15 protein-coding genes and 3 pseudogenes are annotated in these 13,618 nt (G+C 68.8%); 10 read left to right on the forward strand and 8 right to left on the reverse strand.

What is annotated here, in order from left to right; translation table 11 throughout:
• The first annotated feature begins 165 nt into the window (after positions 1 to 165).
• The gene (locus FNV62_RS51875) at positions 166 to 339 is read left to right on the forward strand and encodes a hypothetical protein (protein ID WP_164331907.1); all 174 of its coding nucleotides are present in this window, start codon (positions 166 to 168) and stop codon (positions 337 to 339) included.
• Here the strand turns inward: FNV62_RS51875 and FNV62_RS51880 are convergent.
• Complete coding sequence (locus FNV62_RS51880) at positions 313 to 621, reverse strand: hypothetical protein (RefSeq protein ID WP_143610854.1); 309 nt, start codon at positions 619 to 621, stop codon at positions 313 to 315. The genes FNV62_RS51875 and FNV62_RS51880 overlap by 27 nt on opposite strands.
• Before the next feature lie 268 nt (positions 622 to 889).
• Complete coding sequence (locus tag FNV62_RS51885; protein ID WP_143630334.1) at positions 890 to 1,228, reverse strand: thioredoxin family protein; 339 nt, start codon at positions 1,226 to 1,228, stop codon at positions 890 to 892.
• Positions 1,229 to 1,443: 215 nt separating this feature from the next.
• Between FNV62_RS51885 and FNV62_RS51890 the strand changes: the two genes are divergently transcribed.
• Complete coding sequence (locus FNV62_RS51890; protein ID WP_143610855.1) at positions 1,444 to 2,028, forward strand: hypothetical protein; 585 nt, start codon at positions 1,444 to 1,446, stop codon at positions 2,026 to 2,028.
• A gap of 36 nt (positions 2,029 to 2,064) precedes the next feature.
• Here the strand turns inward: FNV62_RS51890 and FNV62_RS56600 are convergent, their stop codons facing one another.
• Positions 2,065 to 2,190, reverse strand: a complete 126-nt coding sequence (locus FNV62_RS56600) for a cytochrome P450 (protein ID WP_221939464.1) — start codon at positions 2,188 to 2,190, stop codon at positions 2,065 to 2,067.
• A 207-nt stretch (positions 2,191 to 2,397) separates the two neighbouring features.
• Between FNV62_RS56600 and FNV62_RS51900 the strand changes: the two genes are divergently transcribed.
• On the forward strand, positions 2,398 to 4,104 hold the full coding sequence (locus FNV62_RS51900; protein ID WP_143630336.1) for an MFS transporter: 1,707 nt from the start codon (positions 2,398 to 2,400) through the stop codon (positions 4,102 to 4,104).
• 84 nt (positions 4,105 to 4,188) lie between these two features.
• Here FNV62_RS51900 and FNV62_RS56605 read toward each other — a convergent pair.
• Positions 4,189 to 4,378: pseudogene (locus tag FNV62_RS56605) on the reverse strand (DDE-type integrase/transposase/recombinase); the annotation flags it as partial.
• 73 nt (positions 4,379 to 4,451) lie between these two features.
• Between FNV62_RS56605 and FNV62_RS51905 the strand changes: the two are divergent.
• The 5 genes and pseudogenes from FNV62_RS51905 to FNV62_RS51925 all read left to right on the forward strand — a co-directional run bounded on the left by FNV62_RS51905 (position 4,452) and on the right by FNV62_RS51925 (position 8,233).
• Positions 4,452 to 4,772, forward strand: coding sequence for a hypothetical protein (locus tag FNV62_RS51905; protein WP_143630339.1), 321 nt, complete (start codon positions 4,452 to 4,454; stop codon positions 4,770 to 4,772).
• Positions 4,773 to 4,855: 83 nt separating this feature from the next.
• Positions 4,856 to 6,178: a UDP-glucose dehydrogenase family protein gene (locus FNV62_RS51910; protein ID WP_143630341.1), complete on the forward strand. Its 1,323-nt coding sequence runs from the start codon at positions 4,856 to 4,858 to the stop codon at positions 6,176 to 6,178.
• Between the two features lie 10 nt (positions 6,179 to 6,188).
• Positions 6,189 to 6,443: pseudogene (locus FNV62_RS58290) on the forward strand (carbamoyltransferase C-terminal domain-containing protein); the annotation flags it as partial.
• 70 nt (positions 6,444 to 6,513) lie between these two features.
• Positions 6,514 to 6,990, forward strand: coding sequence for an NUDIX hydrolase (locus FNV62_RS51920; protein WP_225900724.1), 477 nt, complete (start codon positions 6,514 to 6,516; stop codon positions 6,988 to 6,990).
• 991 nt (positions 6,991 to 7,981) lie between these two features.
• Positions 7,982 to 8,233, forward strand: coding sequence for a hypothetical protein (locus tag FNV62_RS51925; RefSeq protein ID WP_164331420.1), 252 nt, complete (start codon positions 7,982 to 7,984; stop codon positions 8,231 to 8,233).
• A gap of 112 nt (positions 8,234 to 8,345) precedes the next feature.
• Here the strand turns inward: FNV62_RS51925 and FNV62_RS51930 are convergent.
• The 3 genes and pseudogenes from FNV62_RS51930 to FNV62_RS51940 all read right to left on the reverse strand — a co-directional run.
• Positions 8,346 to 8,573, reverse strand: a pseudogene (locus tag FNV62_RS51930) (IS3 family transposase); the annotation flags it as partial.
• A 161-nt stretch (positions 8,574 to 8,734) separates the two neighbouring features.
• Positions 8,735 to 9,331, reverse strand: a complete 597-nt coding sequence (locus tag FNV62_RS51935; protein ID WP_143630345.1) for an NADPH-dependent F420 reductase — start codon at positions 9,329 to 9,331, stop codon at positions 8,735 to 8,737.
• Positions 9,332 to 9,372: 41 nt separating this feature from the next.
• Positions 9,373 to 10,191, reverse strand: a complete 819-nt coding sequence (locus tag FNV62_RS51940) for a 3'(2'),5'-bisphosphate nucleotidase CysQ (RefSeq protein ID WP_144316275.1) — start codon at positions 10,189 to 10,191, stop codon at positions 9,373 to 9,375.
• 139 nt (positions 10,192 to 10,330) lie between these two features.
• On the opposite strand from FNV62_RS51940, the gene FNV62_RS51945 reads away from it, so the two are divergent.
• Positions 10,331 to 11,236 carry a LysR family transcriptional regulator gene (locus tag FNV62_RS51945; RefSeq protein WP_143630348.1) on the forward strand — a complete coding sequence of 302 codons (906 nt, stop codon included), beginning with the start codon at positions 10,331 to 10,333 and terminating at the stop codon, positions 11,234 to 11,236.
• A 271-nt stretch (positions 11,237 to 11,507) separates the two neighbouring features.
• Here the strand turns inward: FNV62_RS51945 and FNV62_RS51950 are convergent, their stop codons facing one another.
• Positions 11,508 to 12,236 (reverse strand): TetR/AcrR family transcriptional regulator, encoded by a 729-nt coding sequence (locus tag FNV62_RS51950; RefSeq protein ID WP_143630350.1) that lies wholly within the window; start codon positions 12,234 to 12,236, stop codon positions 11,508 to 11,510.
• A 111-nt stretch (positions 12,237 to 12,347) separates the two neighbouring features.
• On the opposite strand from FNV62_RS51950, the gene FNV62_RS51955 reads away from it, so the two are divergent.
• Positions 12,348 to 13,481 (forward strand): FAD-dependent oxidoreductase, encoded by a 1,134-nt coding sequence (locus tag FNV62_RS51955; protein ID WP_143630352.1) that lies wholly within the window; start codon positions 12,348 to 12,350, stop codon positions 13,479 to 13,481.
• Positions 13,482 to 13,618: the final 137 nt, after the last annotated feature.

The raw sequence follows: 13,618 nt of genomic DNA on the forward strand, positions 1-13,618 counted from the left end.
GTCGGCGTCTGGACTGCGCCCGAGCCCCTCGGCTGTACGGGTCGTACGCGTTGTCAGCCTCAGCCTGTGGGAGTCGCTGCGTGTGCAGTCACGTAGGGCCACGGGGGACCCGTGGGTGGATCTATAGGTCAGTCAGTGGTGAATGCGGTGGAGAAGCCATACTTGATGTCTGTCGAGGATGTCTTCTGCCTGCAACAGGGCAGGATGGTCACGCTGACTGGCCGGATGTACCGCCGCTTCGCGCTGGCCCTCCAGGGGCTCGTCCATTTGAAAAACTCCTCGACCGCCTGGACGGAATTCGTGGCGTACGCGTCAGCCGGGCAGCATCGCGCCCAGTAGCAGCAGGAGCGTCACGGGCAGAAGTGTGATCATCAGGGCCGCTCCACTCGCCAGGATGCGGAGCGTTCTGAACGAGCGGCGGTGGGGCGGGGCCCAGGCCACGGCGTACAGTGCGAGGGCCCAGTAGAGAACTGCTCCGTATTGGCCCATGCCCGCCTGCGCCCGGATCGCGCTGTATTCCAGGGCGAGGACCGGCAGGCCGAGCGCGGATGCCACCAGGGGGATCCTCCACCAGGTCGGGTGGTCTGCTCGGCGCTGAGGCGCGGCGTTCTGCGTCGTCATGAGAGCCACTTCATCAGTGCCGGCCGCCACGGGCATCGGGGCGCGTACTTATGTGCGGCGTGTTCCGTCTGAGTAGGGAGCCCAGGTCGATGGCCCAGGGGAGCGGCTCGCCGTGCGCGGACATACGGGCTGCGGCCCCTACGCGATCCGGACTCCACCGAGGAGGGGTAAGCGGCTGCACTGACGTGCTCCGGGCGGCGGTCACCGTCCGGACCACGAGGGCCTACTCGCCGAACAGACGGGGCGGCCGCAGTGCTGCGGCGATCGCTCAGAGGTGGCCGTCCAGGAGCTCCCGTACCTCGGCGATGGCCATGGGCCCCGTGCCGTGCGCCACCATCTCTCCCTCCTTCACCAGGACGTAGGACGGGGCTCCGGTGATCCCGTATCGCTTGGTCGCGGACGGACAGCGCGTCATGTCGGTGCGGACGACCGTCAGGCGGCCCGTGTACTCGTCTGCGATGTCACCCACGACGAGGTCCATCGCCCGGCAGGGCTCGATTGCCTTGGGCCATGTCCCAGTGAAGTATGCGAGGACCGGGACTCCGCTCATCCTGAGGATGAAATCGAACTCCGCGTCCTCACGGGGTTGGTGAACCCGCTTCGCCATGGAAGCTCCAGACTTCGCGTTCCGTCATTACACCCCATCTTCCCCCGCGCGGTGCGGCGGGCTGAGTCCGGTCGGTCGTCTGGCTGACCGATGGGCCCGCACGTTCGAACGAGGCCGCTGTCTCCTGCGGCTGGTGATCTGGAGAGGGTTCGTTCCGGTCGGCTCAGCTGATAAGCGCTGGCTCGCGCCCCGTGTCGTGCCTCAAGATTCTCGGCGTGACAGACACGGGCCCCACCGAAGACGAGACGCCGGACGGGCTGCTGGGCTGGTGCCTGGTGGCCAACGTGGCGCGAGAAACCGCGCACGGCGAGAGCGGCCTCGACATCCAGCACGGCACGAAGCACTTCCGCACAGGTGCCCTGCTGTGGCTCCCGCCTGTCCGCTGGGACCCCGGCCACGGTCGCTGGCCTGCGGTGGGTCGGCACCGAGGCAACGGCCGCCGGTACGTCAACATGATCGTACGCGCGGATGACCTGGAGAACTTCCGGGTCAAGGGTGTCTACAGCGAAGCTCTGGTGCGCAGCCTCAACGGTTACGAGCACGACCCGGCCGCCCCGCGGACCCTGCAGAATCTCTGGACCCGCGAGCGGGCCCAGAGGTGGGCGGACGGCCGGAACCGCCACCGGGAGCCCCTCTTCGTCGAAGGCCACCCCTACGCCCACCCGCGGATCTCCGTTCCCAACCCTCCGCCGGCAGAGATCCAGATCGACGGTGAGACCCTCCACCTCGCCCGCTACGGCACCAGAGGAGCCCACTACAGCCGCATGCTCCCTCCCGTGGAATGGACCCCCGAGCCGTGATCCGCACGGTCGAACGATAGGGCGGGCAAGTCGGCGTCACGGGTGGGGAATTACGTGACGTTCCACACCGTCGTCGGCGAAGACCAGCGGGAGTTCGACCTGGCGCAGGGCCCAGGTCAGAGCGCCGGTGGTGGTGTCGTGGCCGGCGATGAGCAGGGTCATGGTGCGGCTGCGGATCTGCTCGTCGCTCTGGACGGCTTCGCTGGGGTCCGTCGGCGGCCGGGTGATGAACGGGGTGAATAACCTTGCGCAGACCCCTAGGCGTACCGACTAGTCGGTACTAGCCTCTGGCCACGCTCTCGGAGCCGGGCGCAGCGCGCCCCCGTCGCCCCGACACAACCCGGTTTCCGTATCCCCAGAAGGAGCCGTATGTCCGCCACTCCGACGGCGTTCGACGCCGACAGACCCACGCCCGATGGGCCCGCCGTGGACGCCCGCGGCCCGCTGGCCTGGCTGTACCGCCGCGACCTGGCGGACTATCCGCTCACCGGTCGCCGTATGGCGTATCTCGCGATCGTGGTCATCACCACCGTCGTCCTGTACTACATGCTGTATATCCAGTACGCGGTGGCGACGTCGATCATCACGCACTTCGACATGACGTACCGCTACTTCGTCTGGGTCTCGGTGATCGGCAACGCGATCGGGGCCTTCGCCTCGCTCGTGGCCGGTCTTGCGGATCGCTGGGGCCGGGCGAATCTGGTGGTCTACGGGCTGCTGATCGCCGCGCTTCTGGTCTTCTTCGGGCTGCCGAACGCGGCGAACAAGACCACCTATCTGGTGCTCTTCGCGCTCGTCAGCTTCATCGAGGGCATCGTGCTGGTCGCCACCCCTGCGCTGATCAGGGACTTCTCCCCGCAGCTCGGCCGGGCCACCGCGATGGGGTACTGGACGATGGGCCCGGTCATCGGCTCTCTGGTGGTCACCACCGTCACCAGCAACACCCTCGACAGCGCCACCTGGCAGGACGAGCTGCGTTATTCGGCGATCGCCGGGTTCGTCGTCTTCGTCGTCGCGATCTTCGCGCTGCGCGAGCTGTCCCCGGCGCTGCGTGATCAGATCATGGTGTCGCTGCGGGACCGGGCGCTGGTCGAGGCGCGCGCCAAGGGGCTGGACACCGAGGCGGTGCGCCGCGGCGAGTGGCGGCAGATGATGCGCCTGGACGTTCTGGGCTCGGCTTTCGCCATCGCCGTGTTCCTGCTGCTGTACTACGCGGCGGTCGGCAACTTCGTCGTCTACTTCGCGACCACCTTCGGCTACAGCGAGCAGCGCACCAACGCGCTGGCCAACTGGTACTGGGGGGCGAACGCCATCGCCCTGGTCCTGGTCGGCCTGCTCTCGGACCGGCTGAAGGTGCGCAAGCCCTTCATGATCGTCGGCGCGGTCGGCTCCGTCGTGGTGACCACGATCTTCGCCACCCGCGCCACCCACCTGACGACCGACTACTACACCTTTGCCTGGCTGTTCATCGGCATCGGCGTCTTCAGCGGTATCGCCTACGCGCCCTGGATGGCGAGCTTCACCGAGACCGTGGAGAAGCACAACCCGGCGGCAACCGCGGCGGGCCTGGCGGTGTGGGGCTGGACGGTGCGCATCGTGGTCGCCGTCTCCGCGGCCTTCATACCGGTGCTGGTGACTTCCGTGACCCCGCTCGTGGAGCACGGCGCCGAGGTAAAGGCCGCCTCGGTGCAGGCCGCGCCCGCGCTGGCCATCGTCAACGCGCACCCTCAGCTCTTCGCCGAGCTGAACAAGTACACCCCGACCACGGTGCCGCCCGCGCTGGGCGCCCGCGCCGTCAAGGAGGTCGGTGCGGAGAACCTGGGTGTCGTGCAGAAGGCAGCGCCGCAGCTGAAGTTGCTGCAGGAGTACGGCCCCGAGGTCCAGAAAGCGTCGAAGGACGGGCCCGGCGAGTGGCGCAACTGGTGGTGGATCTGCGTCGGCGGCCAGGTGCTCTTCCTGCCCTTCGTCTTCGTGATGGCAGGTCGCTGGAGCCCGAAGAAGGCGCGTGAGGACGCCGAGGCGCACCAGCTGGCGGTCGACCGCGAACTGGCCGCCCTCGCCGCCGCCGAGGAGTGACCGGACGCGGAGCCGGCCGGCCGTGGACGGGCCGGCCGGCTCCGCGTCCGCGTGTATCGGGGCAGCGAGGCCCCGCACCCCGGGTTGACTGCCCCTGTCGCTGTGATGAATCAGGCCGGAGCCCTTCTTGATACCGCGCCGCCACAGCACCATCTCCAGGGCATCCAGCTGGAGTTCGGTGCGCATGTGGGTGGCCAGCCGCCATCCGACGATCATCCGCGAGTACACGGACGAAGGCGACACGGACCCAGCCGGACCAGGCCCGTACATAGGTCGACGGGCAGGAACCCGGCGGGCTCCGCGGCCTGTTCCGCCGGCGGGCCCGACGTCGGCAGGCCCGGTCTCAGGTGCCCCGGAGTCCCCGCCACAGCCAGCCCGGGCCGAACCGCTACGACCAGCGGATCCCGCCGGTCACCTTGCACCTCGATGCGAAGGCCCTGCTCGTGGTCGGGCTGCACGCCGACCGCCGGCACGTGGCCAAGCGGGCGCGTGCGGCCGGGCTCAAGGTGTTCCACGTCGACCCGGAAGGGTTCCGACGCCCGGACGGGAGCTGGTTCGAGTACCCGCTGGAGGCACCGCAGACCGGTGACATTGTCGTACGCGCAACGGCCGCCGACGCGATCGGCGACGTGGAGCGGCTGCTGAACAAGGGCACGGACAACGGCTGAACTGTGGGACGGGAGAACGGCAGTAGCCTCAGAGCTTGTCCCCGGCCCCACACGCGGGCCCCTCCCAGGAGTGAGAGTCACGGATGCGTATTTCAGTCATCGGCTGTGGTCACCTCGGCATCCCGCACGCGGCGGCCATGGCCGAACTCGGCCACGAGGTCGTCGGCGTGGACGTCGACCAGGCCAAGGTCGACCGGCTCAACGCCGGTGAATGCCCCATCTACGAGACCGGTCTCCCCGAACTCCTCGCCCGCCACACCACGAGCGGGCGCCTGCGCTTCACCACCAGCATCTCCGAGGCCGCCGAGTTCGCCGACCTCCACTTCATCGGCGTCGGAACCCCCATCGACGCCGACGGCCGCTCCTACGACACCGGGCAGGTCTACGGCGCCATCCGTCAACTCGCCCCCCACCTCGACCGCCCCTGCACGGTTGTCGGAAAGTCCACGGTCACCGTCGGCACCACCGCCCAGGTCACCGTCCTCGCCCAGCGCCTGGCCCCCGCCGGCAACCGGGTCGACGTCGTGTGGAACCCGGAGTTCCTCCGCGAGGGTCACGCCGTGCAGGACACCCTCCGCCCGGACCGTCTCATCGCCGGTGTCACCACCACCGAGGGCGAGAAGGCGATCCGCGCCGTCTACGCCCCGATCCTGGACGCGGGCGTGCCCCTCTTCGTCACCGACCCGCAGACCGCCGAACTCGCAAAGGGCGCCGCGAACACCTTCCTCGGCCTGAAGATCTCCTACGCCAACGCCCTCGCCGACATGTGCGAGGCCGCGGGCGGCGACGTAGACCAGATCGTGGACATCCTCGGCATCGACCCCCGCATCGGCAGCGGCGGCATGCGGCCCGGCATCGGCTACGGCGGCGGCTGCCTCCCCAAGGACATCCGCGCCTTCACCGCGAGCGCCCGGCAGCTCGGCGCCGACGAAGCCGCCGACCTCCTGCGCTCCGCCGAGAAGATCAACGAATCCCGCACCGCCGGCGCCCTGGACCTGATCACCCGCACCCTGGGCGACCGTCCCCTCAAGGGGGCCAAGGTGACCGTGTGGGGTGCCGCGTTCAAGCCGGGTACCAACGACGTCCGTGAATCCCCGGCCCTCGCCCTGGCCCGCGCCCTCCAGGAGGCCGGCGCCACCGTGATCGTCCACGATCCGCAGGCCATCGCGACCGCGGTGAACCGCAACCCCGAACTCGACTACACCGACGACCTGTCCGCCTCCATCGACGGCGCCGACGTCGTGGTCCTGGCCACCGAGTGGCCCGAGTACCAGCAGGCCGACCCCCACGCCCTCGTCGAGCGGCCCGCCAGCCCCTTGCTGGTCGACTGCCGCACCGCCCTCGACCCCGAGCCCTGGCGTCTGGCGGGCTGGAAGGTCCGCCAGCTCGGACGCCCCGGGAAGTAGCCCGGTACGGGTGGCGCACCCGCGCCGTGCCCCGCCCGTACGATCCGACCACGCCGACAAGAGCGCCGGAGCCGTGCACGTCGACGACACCGCCCGTGTGCAGACCGTCGACCAGGCCACCGCCCCCCCCGCGTACGGAGCCCTGATCGAACACTTCCACCAGCTCACCGGAGTACCCGTCGTCCTGAACACGTCCTTCAACGACCGCGAACCCATCGTCGAAGCCCCGGCCCACGCCCTCGCCACCTTCCAGGCCTGCGACCTGGACGCGGCTGCATCGGCCCATACCTGGTCGAAGGGTCCTGCCCCCTCTGGAGAGTGCCACGCTGGAAGGCGTGACGACCTCCACGCCGCCGCTGAGGGAAGCCGCCCGTGCCATCGTCATGGACGCCGACGACCGCGTCCTGCTGCTGTGTTACGACGAGAACCAGGGTTTCTGGGCGACGCCCGGCGGCTCCCTGCAGCGGGGGGAAGACCACGCCACGGCAACCCTCCGTGAGCTGGGTGAAGAGCTCGGCATCGACGAGAAGGCGATCGAGCTCGGGCCCCAGCTCGCGGAGCGCACGAAGGACCATATGGTCGGCGGGCGCGAAGTCCGGCAGGTGGAGTTGTACTTCCTCGCCCGTGTCTCCGCAGCCGACGTCGACCCGGCCCGTGCGGCGCAGCCCGACAACATCCGCGCGTACCTCTGGTGGACCCTGGCCGAACTGCGCAACACCCAGCAGACGGTCCATCCCATCGGCCTCGCCGACCCGGTCGCGACCGTCGCCGCAGGATGGCCCCTGAAGCAGCCCGTCGTCCTGACAGGCTGACAACGACACGGAAGCCGCTGACGCCGTTGCCCAACCCTCCCTGACCGCCGCCCAGTTGCGGGAGATCACTGGTGTTTCATTGGCCTGGGCCTCTTGCGTCAGCAGAGGACCAGGTGTCAGCCCGCCCACTCGATGTCACGGACCTCCATTGCTCCAGCGTGCGGCATCTATTGGATCCAACACGCCGCCCGAACGCTTCCCGGATCTCCTCCACGGATCCCGGGTCGCGCACATCGGGCCAGGTCCGCGGATTTATCCGCGCGACCTCCACGAGCGCCATCACTCCCTGCCGAGCTCGGTCGTCCGGCAGCTGCGCCATGACCTCCACCGCGAGCTCCTCCACCACCACGCCGTACCGCATTGCGCACACCCCCCGTGTGATCGACTCGGGCAGCAGCGTACGGAGGAACCGCAGATCACGTATCGGCCTGTGGATAACCCGGATTTCGCGGCATGGTCGCCCCGACCACTAGAACCCGGACCATGGCCCCGACCACGGTCCGGCCGTGCCGCGTCCAGCCCCGACCACGACGGCTGGTCAGCTGTGACTGAGCGCGCTATCTGGCCATTCCGGCGTTGCAGTTGGCCACACACCCGAACTGGGCCATCAGCACTGCGTGATCATTATCCTCGCGCCGTCCGGACAAGGACTGCCACAGCGGCGAATCTCCCGTGAATCGAGCCACCAACAGGTCCGGATGGCTTCAAACTAGGTTCCATGTCTGCGCTGTGGACCTTGCTTGCCGCCCCCGCCGGGGCCGTCGCGACTACGCTGATCGGAGTCTTTGCGGGAAGTGCGGTCAGCAGGAGGACGCAGGACAGACATTGGGGCCGGGAGCAGTTGGCGTCAGCGTGCGCATGCGTACTTCGCGAATCATCAGGGTTGCTTGTGAGCCTCAGCGAGGCAGAGCTGGCTCGCCCCAGCTCCCTCCCTCAAGGCGTCGTCCACCGGACCACCATTGACTGGCGGCCATGGAATGAGGCGCTGAACATGGTGAACCTTGTCGCTGACAAGGACATCGCGGAAGCCGCTCACGTCCTTGACGAGCAGATATGGCGTCTTCACACCAAGGTCAAACGCGGCCTGACCCCCGAGGAGAACTGGTTCATTCTGCGTTCACGCGTGGAGTTGGCACAAAACAGCTTCATCGTCACCGCGCGCCGCCGACTCTCGCCCGCCGGAGGCTCACTTCAGCGTTTCTCCGGGCGGCCCGCTCCAGATGACCCGATCTGGACCTCATGAGCTGTTCCAGACGGAGCGCAGCCAGTGGCAGCAAGCTGAGCGCCAGAGTGGCCAACTGAAGCGCGCCGTGGCCAAGTAGCTCACTCAGCGGGCGGTTTGTGAGTCTGTGGGATATTCGGGCGTCGGCTGTGGCTTCTTCGGACGTGCGTCCGGGCCGCTGACCGGCATTCACCTCGGCCGTGCGGACCCAGGTCCGCACGGTCTCGGCCGTGCCGATCCCCAGCTGGGCTGCGACCGCCTTCATCGCGGCTCACTCGGTTGAGTAGTTCGGGCGGATCTCCGCAACCATGCGCACCGCACGCTCACGAAGCTCAGGAGGGTAGGGGGACGGACGTGCCATGACTCGATCCCCTCAAGGAATCGAGCCTCCATCAGGCCCGGAGCGCTTCAATGTCAACTCCGCCACCAAGTCGGACAGTACATGCCACGATCGTGTCCCACCGGGAACCCATCCATGACACGCGCCGGCTCCGGCTACCTCCAGCCGGCGCAGCTCGACAGTCAGCGGGCGATGGAGATCGCGAAGGGTGTGAATCCGGTGGACCGGATGACGTGCGGTACGAACAGGATCGCGGCCTCTGTGGCGCGGGCGGTCTGGATCCCGCCGAGGTCGGTGATCCATTCCTTTTGCCAGCCGAGGTCGGTGAGCAGTTCGCGGACGGTCTGCTTGGCCTGCGGGTCCTCGCCGGAGAGGAACGCGGTCGGCGGCTGGGGGAGCGTGGCCGGCGAGGTCATCACCGGGAAGAGCATGGTGTTGAGTGTCTTGACGACGCGCGTTTCGGGGAGCGCTTCCTGGAGCTGTTCGGCGAGGCTCGAGCCGGGGTAGATCAGATCGGCGGGCAGTCCGTCCGGTCCGTCGGTGGTGGCGTTGGAGACGTCGACGAGGATCTTGTCCCGGAGTTCTTCGCGCAGAGCGGCGAGCCGGTCCAGCGAGCCGGCACCCGGGGTGGCGTTGATGATGATCCGGGCAGTCCGGGCGGCCTCGGCGGCGGCGCCCGGCGTGCGGTCCGCCACGGTCACTTCGTGTCCTGCCCGGGCGAGGGCTGCGGCCAGGTTGCCGCCGACGCGGCCGTTTCCGAGAACTGCGATCGTGGTCATGATGATCTGGTCCTTCCGTGCGTGCGGGTTGTGGTGCGCGGTCAGCGCGAGAGCGTGGATACGGCCGCGGCGTGGACGCCGGGCGCGGCAGCCAGGAAGCTCTGGCTCTGTGGGGTCCAGGGGCGGCCCTCGGCGTCGGAGATCCGTCCGCTGGCCTCGGTGACGAGCAGCGCTCCGGGAAGCAGGTCCGCGCGGGCGCCGGCGAACTGCCAGAAGGCGTCGATCCGGCCGGCGGCCACGTTCAGCAGGTGCAGGGTCGCGGGCACGGCGGCGCGGACGACGAGCGCGTCGAAGAGCATCGCGGTGATCGAGGAGCCGACGCGCCGCACGACCTTTTCGTCCTCGTCCGGTCGGGCCTGGCTGGTGGCCACGATGCTCAGGCCGAGGTCCGCGGTCCGGGAGACGCGCAGTGGCCGGCCGTCGAGGTGGGCGCCCGCGCCGGTGAGCGCGGTGTAGGTCTCGCCGGTCAACGGCAGGTGGACCGCGCTGAGCACCGGCTGGTTCTCACGCACGAGGGTGGCGGTCACCGCCCACTCCGGCAGGGCGTGCAGGTGGTTGACGTTGCCTTCGGCCGGATCCACGACCCACCATTCGCCGGGCGGCAGCGCCCCGCCGTCCAGTTCGTCCTCCACCCAGCCAGCGTCCGGGCGCAGGCGCGTGAGGCGGGGGCGCAGGATATCGAGGGCCGTGTCGTCGTTGGCGGCGAGCGCGCGCATCAGCTCTTCGCGGGTCTGGTAGCGGACCACCTCGCCGAAGCGCTCGCGCAGCGCGTAACCCGCCTCACGCACGGCGATCGCGGTCTGGGCGAGCAGGTCGGCGTCGGAGGCCGCGACATCAGTGGTCTGAAGCGTTTCGGACATGGTGGTATTCCCGTCTGAGGAGGGGTGCTGAGGCCGGTCGAGGGCCGAACTGCGCGTTACTTCTTGCGCTTTCGCCTCAACGGTATGCAGCCTCGCAATTAACTTCAAATGCATGTCAGGCACGGCTAGGATTACTCGCATGCAATTGGATTTGAACCTGCTCGCCGCGCTCGACGCGCTGCTGGAGGAGGGCAGTGTGGCGGGGGCGGCGGCGCGCCTGCATGTCACCGCCCCCGCGATGAGCCGGAGTCTGGGCCGGATTCGGCGCACGACCGGGGATCAGATCCTGGTGCGCACCGGCCGCACGATGACCCCGACGCCGTATGCGATCGCCGTCCGGGAACAGGTGCATGAGCTGCTGCACCAGGTCCAGGGGGTGCTGGCACCGAGCCGAGAACTCGATCTGGCAACGTTGGAGCGCACTTTCACACTCCGCTGGCACGATTCCCTGGTCGCCTTGAGCGGCCCCGCACTGCTCGCGGCCGTGCGCGGACAGGCGCCGGGCGTGCGATTGCGCTTCGTCGCGGAATCGAGCATCGACACCCCCGAGTTGCGGCGCGGCGAGGTCGACCTGGAGGCGAACGCCAACCGCCCGAGCGCACCGGACATCCGTGCCGAGAACGTGGGCGAGACCCGCCTCGTCATCGTCGTGAGGCAGGGGCACCCCCTCACCCGCGTCAGGACCGTCACCGCAAAGCGGTACGCCGCCGCTGAGCACGTCACCGTCTCGCGACGTGGAAACCTCAGCAATACCCTCGACGACGCCCTCGCGCGGCTCGGCCTCACCCGCCGCGTGGTGGCGACCGCGCCCACGGAAGCGGCCGCGCTGGAGTTCGCGCGCGGCTCCGATCTCCTGATCAGCGTCCCCGAAGCCACCACGCGGTCAGCAGTCGCCGACCTCGGCCTGGTCGTGCTCCCCCTCCCGCTCGAACTGCCGTCGGCACCCATATACCTGTCGTGGCATCAGCGCTACGACACCGACCACGCCCACGCCTGGCTGCGCGGGCTGGCGCGAACCGCACTGGCCATGAGCGGAGCGTCGTAGCCGGCGCCATCCGGCCGCTTCACCCATACGTCCACGGTCCACGCGACCACCACAGCGATCTGCTTGAACGTCAGCGGCGGCTTGTCCGTGCGGGTACTGGCCGTGAAGCGGCCAGACCGACGCCTGCGGCTCACCATCGGCGTCCGCCGATCCGTGCAAGCCCTGGCGGGTCGTTTCGGGGAATCGCGTTGCGTCGGGGGTTCGGCGCGCGGAGGCCGGCGTCGGGGTGTGGAGTTCCCCCGACGAACCCTCAGTTGACGGTGCCGGATCGTCAGGGCCGGACCGGGAGGTTGGCCTCCCAGCCGTCGAGGAGTCGTTCGAGTCCCAGTTCGAACCCGCGCTCGGCGCTGTCGGCCGCGTGGGGAAGCTCGGCATCACGAATGACCTGGCCGAGGAGTGGATGGCGCCCGCTCTTGACGACTTTGTCGAGGTAGGGCGCATGGGCGTCCATCCATTGCTGGATGCCGATTCCGGAGCGTCGGACGGCTTCCTGTTGGGCGAGCTCGCCGATGGCGTAGCCCCGGACGAAGGCCTGCAGCGTGTCGACGACGGTGATCATGACGTCGATGTCGAAGCCGAGGGGATCGAGGGCGGCGAGTGCGTGTTCGATGGCATCGAGGGAGTTCGGGCCGAGCGATGGGCGCCCTGCTGCGAGGGAGGTCATCCAGGGATGCCGGTGGAAGGCGGCCCGGGAACGATGGGCCAGGCCTCGCAGATCGCTGCGCCAGTCGCCGGTGGGGGCAGGCGGGCCGCCGTCTTCGGCCGCTACGGCGTCGAGCATGAGGTCGAGCAGGTCGTCTTTGGATGCCAGATAGCGGTAGAGCGAGGCTGTGCCCGTTCCCAGCTCCTTGGCGACGCGCCGCATGGACAGCGCCTCGATGCCCTCGGCGTCGGCGATCGCGATAGCAGCGCTGGTGATCTCCGCCCGCGTGCGTGACGGCGCGGGGCCTTTCGCGGCCCGCTCCGGCCGGTTCCAGATCACCGTGTGAGCGTCGTCCATTGGTGTTCCTCCTCATTACTGCGCTCACTGTTCGCAGTAATGCTATCGTGGCGCCAGTACTGCGAACACTGTATCGCAGTAGAGCGGTGTCCAAGCGAAAGGGAAACCACCATGACCACTCCCGTCACGATCGTCGGCGCCGGGCTCGGCGGCCTGACCCTCGCACGGGTCCTGCACCTGCACGGCATCTCCGCGACCATCTACGAAGCCGAGATATCGGCGGACGCCCGCACGCAGGGCGGTCAGCTCGACATCCACGAGTACAACGGGCAGCTCGCCCTCGAAGCGGCCGGCCTCACCGACGAGTTCCGCGCGATCATCCACGAAGGCGGCGAGGCCCTGCGCGTGCTCGACCAGCACGGCGCGGTACTGCTCGACCAGCCCGACGACGGCACGGGCGGTCGCCCTGAGGTGCTCCGCGGAGACCTGCGTCAGCTTCTGATCAACTCGCTGCCCGACGAGATGATCCAATGGGGACACAAGGTCACCAGTGTCCGCCCCCTCGGAGACGGCAGGCATGAGCTGACCTTCGCCGACGGGCCAACCGTGACGGCCCGCCTCCTCGTCGGCGCGGACGGCGCCTGGTCGAGGATCCGGCCGCTGCTCTCCGACGCGAAGCCCGAGTACGTCGGCACGTCGTTCATCGAGACCTACCTGTACGACGCCGACCAACGCCACCCCGCAGCGGCCAAGGCCGCCGGCGACGGTTCCCTGTTCGCCGTCACAGCCGGCAAGGGGATCCTTGGCCACCGAGAGGCCGACGCCGTTCTTCACACCTACGTCGCGCTCAACAAGCCGCAGGACTGGATCACCGCCACCCTCGCCAGCCCCGAAACGGCGGCGGCCCAGGTCGCGGCAGAATTCACCGGATGGGCGCCTGAACTCACCGCACTCATCACCGACGGGGAAACCGCCCTCGCCCCGCGCCCGATCAATGCCCTGCCGATCGGCCACCGCTGGGACCGCGTCCCCGGAGTGACGCTGCTGGGCGACGCCGCCCACCTCATGTCACCGTTCGCCGGGGAGGGCGCCAACCTCGCCATGTTCGACGGCGCCGAACTCGGCAAAGCCATCGCCGCACATCCCGACGACATCGAAGCCGCCCTTGCGGAGTACGAGCAGGCCCTTTTCCCCCGCAGTGCCCAGTTCGCCGCCGAATCCGACACGAATCACCAGCTCATCTTCGGCGACAACGCCCCCGCCAGCCTGCTCGACCTGCTCATCGGCCAGGAGTCGACCGAGTGAGCGAGATCGCCGGAGGGGAGAGGGAGTTAACGAGCCGAAGTCAGCAGTCTGCTTACGCCGGGCGACGCGCGTCGGTGACATAGGCCGCCGGTCCGCCCGTCGATCTGGTTTCCGCGTTCGCGTTACTGGTGTCTTCA

Source organism: Streptomyces sp. RLB3-17, assembly GCF_007113425.2.
GTDB lineage: Bacteria > Actinomycetota > Actinomycetes > Streptomycetales > Streptomycetaceae > Streptomyces > Streptomyces mirabilis_D.

Excerpts from the sequence above, each read along its gene's own strand:
- FNV62_RS51875 (WP_164331907.1), top strand. The coding sequence starts at position 166 with ATGTCTGTCGAGGATGTCTTCTGCCTGCAACAGGGCAGGATGGTCACG.
- FNV62_RS56600 (WP_221939464.1), bottom strand. The coding sequence starts at position 2,190 with ATGACCCTGCTCATCGCCGGCCACGACACCACCACCGGCGCTCTGACC.
- FNV62_RS51910 (WP_143630341.1), top strand. The coding sequence starts at position 4,856 with ATGCGTATTTCAGTCATCGGCTGTGGTCACCTCGGCATCCCGCACGCG.
- FNV62_RS51940 (WP_144316275.1), bottom strand. The coding sequence starts at position 10,191 with ATGTCCGAAACGCTTCAGACCACTGATGTCGCGGCCTCCGACGCCGAC.
- FNV62_RS51925 (WP_164331420.1), top strand. The coding sequence starts at position 7,982 with ATGGTGAACCTTGTCGCTGACAAGGACATCGCGGAAGCCGCTCACGTC.
- FNV62_RS51900 (WP_143630336.1), top strand. The coding sequence starts at position 2,398 with ATGTCCGCCACTCCGACGGCGTTCGACGCCGACAGACCCACGCCCGAT.
- FNV62_RS51950 (WP_143630350.1), bottom strand. The coding sequence starts at position 12,236 with ATGGACGACGCTCACACGGTGATCTGGAACCGGCCGGAGCGGGCCGCG.
- FNV62_RS51945 (WP_143630348.1), top strand. The coding sequence starts at position 10,331 with ATGCAATTGGATTTGAACCTGCTCGCCGCGCTCGACGCGCTGCTGGAG.
- FNV62_RS51935 (WP_143630345.1), bottom strand. The coding sequence starts at position 9,331 with ATGACCACGATCGCAGTTCTCGGAAACGGCCGCGTCGGCGGCAACCTG.
- FNV62_RS51880 (WP_143610854.1), bottom strand. The coding sequence starts at position 621 with ATGACGACGCAGAACGCCGCGCCTCAGCGCCGAGCAGACCACCCGACC.
- FNV62_RS51955 (WP_143630352.1), top strand. The coding sequence starts at position 12,348 with ATGACCACTCCCGTCACGATCGTCGGCGCCGGGCTCGGCGGCCTGACC.
- FNV62_RS51885 (WP_143630334.1), bottom strand. The coding sequence starts at position 1,228 with ATGGCGAAGCGGGTTCACCAACCCCGTGAGGACGCGGAGTTCGATTTC.